Source organism: Streptomyces sp. NPDC002536, from assembly GCF_053594995.1.
This window is the reverse complement of sequence record NZ_JBSFWU010000230.1, coordinates 1-2,906: the sequence shown is the minus strand read 5'-3', so window position 1 is coordinate 2,906 and position 2,906 is coordinate 1. Positions and strand designations below refer to the sequence as shown.

The 2,906-nt window shown below is 70.3% G+C and carries 3 protein-coding genes; all 3 read left to right on the top strand.

Features of this window, described 5'->3' with window-relative positions; translation table 11 throughout:
* Positions 1-990 precede the first annotated feature (990 nt).
* Positions 991-1,149 (top strand): hypothetical protein, encoded by a 159-nt coding sequence (locus ACWD4B_RS35600; RefSeq protein ID WP_451424651.1) that lies wholly within the window; start codon positions 991-993, stop codon positions 1,147-1,149.
* 392 nt (positions 1,150-1,541) lie between these two features.
* Complete coding sequence (locus ACWD4B_RS35595; RefSeq protein ID WP_451424650.1) at positions 1,542-1,826, top strand: helix-turn-helix domain-containing protein; 285 nt, start codon at positions 1,542-1,544, stop codon at positions 1,824-1,826.
* The coding region (locus ACWD4B_RS35590; protein ID WP_451424649.1) for a helix-turn-helix domain-containing protein at positions 1,823-2,906 on the top strand (1,084 nt) is incomplete at its 3' end. The genes ACWD4B_RS35595 and ACWD4B_RS35590, both read left to right, overlap by 4 nt.

Genomic DNA, 2,906 nt, shown 5'->3' with positions numbered 1-2,906 from the left:
GGTCTCTACCGCGAACGCAACACGGTCGAGCGGGCCATCAACAAGATGAAGGACTGGCGAGGCATCGCCACCCGTTACGACAAAACACCCGAGAGCTACCTCGCCGGACTCCATCTCCGCGCAGCGACCATCTGGATCAGCAGCCTGACGCGAGCCGTTGATCGCAACTAAAGACAGTCCCTAGTCGGCTGGCGGTGAGTACCCACGCACGAAGGCCTCTGTACGAAGGCCCCGAGCGGGGCCCCCGGTGTAGTGGGTCGTTGCTGCTCGGGACCCTGGCGGAGCGTCGTTATGCCCAGTCGGCGTCGGGTCCGGCGTGTACCTGCCGCTTCTCGGCGGTGAGTTTGGCGTGCCTGGTTTCGGTCTTCGGGAGTCGTGCTGTGAGCCTTGCGGTGCCGTCCGGGAGTGTTTCCGCGTGGGCTCGGGGGACGGCCGGGTGGTTTCCCCGGGGAGGCCGGGGAGGGGCGGTGGCGGCTGCCCGCTGCTTCCGTCCCGGGCCGCCACCGGCTCCCCTGCAGGTCGGCGGCGGCGAACGGCGCTGTCAGTGGCTGCTTTTAGGCTCCTCCCACTCAACGGCGGAGGAGACATGTCTGAGGCTCGGGGAGATACCCGACCTGAGCATGGTGCTCGACGCTGACCCGGGTGTGGTTCCGGTACTGGCTGGCGAACTCGCGGCGGGGGACGAGATTCCGGCCTGGCCCGGCGGCCGGGTGACCCGTGCGCCCTGCCCGCGTCCTGGACGGGCGCGTCGAGGTCGGGATCAACGGTGTCTGCCTCGACATCGACGCGCACGAACGGGTCGGGGTGCTGGCCCGATACGGGACGGCTGTCTCATGGGCCTTCATCCGGGCGGCTCGTCTCTGCTGGCCTGATGCACTGGCTGCGAGCTTCGCCGAGCACGGGATTCGCCCCGTCTCCTTGATACCAGTGGGCGACGGTGGCGAAGGTTCCTACCCAGTGTGGGTTCCGTACCTGACGTACGCCGGGGCAATGGCTCTCGTCGACTTCGCGGCCCTGCTCGAATGGGAGTGCCTCCAGGAACCGGACTCCGGCTCCGCCCAGGAGTGCGCCGAGGCCACTCGTGCCGTCGCGCATCCGGTGCTCCACCCGACAGAGCCGTACCGCCAACGATGCCGCTGCGGCTGCTGACCGCCGTCGTGTTGTTTGTTGGCGGGGGTGCTGGGGGTGAAGTCGGTATGAAGTCGGCTGGTTGCCGGGTCGGCGGCCTTGAGGGTCGCCTGGCGGCCCGTCTCGGCCGGATGGCTGTTGGAGCCGTATGCGAGGGTTACGCCGCCTACCGGGCGCAGTACATCGAGTACTGCCTGCATGCCCCGAGCCCCGGGCCTGGTGTGACGGCAACGCCTTGTTGCTGGTGATGGTCTTGGTGGAGGGGGTGTGCCGGGTGGGGTGCGGGGTGTGGGGGTCTTGTCAGGGGTGCCTCGTGTTCCCTCCGGTCCGGAAGGCAAGGCGTTGGTCGCATTTCTGTGTTCCAATCCCCGGTTGTGATGCATTATTTGCATCGCTTTGGGTATGGTGGGGGTATGGGTTTGGGTCTGGAGGAGTCGTTGCGGTTGACGGTGGCTGTGTTGATGCAGGCGACGGGGGATTCGCAGCGGGTGATTGCTGCGGTGCTCGGGCTGACGCAGACGCAGGTCTCGCGCCGGCAGTCCGGGGCCACGTCGTGGACTTTGCGTGATGTGGATGTCCTGGCTGAGTACTACGGGATGGCTGCGCTGGATCTGCTGGCGGGTCCGACCCGGGCGTGCGAGACGCTGCCCGCCTCCCGCCGCCGTGGTGCCAATGCCGGGAGGGGAGTGGCTTGGTGAGTGACTTCGATGCGGTCGATTCGCTGCTCGCCGCCGTCGGGCCGGAAGCCGGGCTCCCCTCTCCCCGGGTTCGCCGGGAGTTGCGGGAGCGGGCCCGGTTGTCCAAGGCGCAGGTGGCCCGGGCGCTCGGGGTGAGCCCGTCCACGGTCGCCGCCTGGGAGAGCGGCCGGGACCCGGCCGGCGGGACCCGGACCAAGTACGCCTACCTGCTGGACGGGCTGGCCGCCAAGTTCGCCGCCGGCACCGCCCCGGTCACGCCGTCTGCTGCCGAGGCGGCCGTGGCGCACGCCCCTGCCCCGGCTGACGCTCCTGCGGTTTCCCCGGCGCCCGCAGAAGACGGTGAGGGTGATGAGGTGGAGGCCCTCACGGTGCCCGAGCCGTGTGTGCTGTGCGGGTATCCGGCCGGACAGCGGGTGGCGGGGTTCGCCCAGCACCTGGACCCGGCCGACTGCCAGACCACCGCTGCCGCGCCACCCGACCAGCCTGCCGCGCTGCCTGCACCGTCCGCCGCGGCGCCCGCCCGGCCCGAGGCCGCTCCGGCCGGGAAGCCGGCGGCGGTGCGCACCCCGCGTACGGCGGCGGGTCTCTCGGAGCGTTCCAGGGGCCCGGCCGGGCGTGCGTTCCAGGAGCCGTCCGGGCCGGTCGATCTGATCGGGCAGGCGGCGCAGGCCGCGCTCGCCGAGCACCACGGTGACGTGGAGGCAGCCACGGCGGCGTTGTTGAAGCGGGCGATCGCGGATGCGATGCGGCTGCTGGACGAGTCTCGTAAGGGTGCCCGTTACGACGTGATCGCCCACCCCTGGATCCCTGACATCCTCAGGAAGCAGACGTCCCGCGGCGCCGACCAGATCTGGGAAGCCCGCCCCAAGTGGACCAGGGCCGAACTCCCGCCCGGCCGTCATGAGGTGACCGCGCTGGACATCAACGGCGCCTACCTCTCCGCCCTCAAGACCCACCTCCCGCTCGGCCGGCTGGAGCATTCCGCCGGCCTCGCCCATGACCGTCGTCGCGCCGGTGTCTACCTGATCACCCCGCCCGCCTGGGAGCACGAGGCAGTGCTGCCCAACCCGATCGGGAACC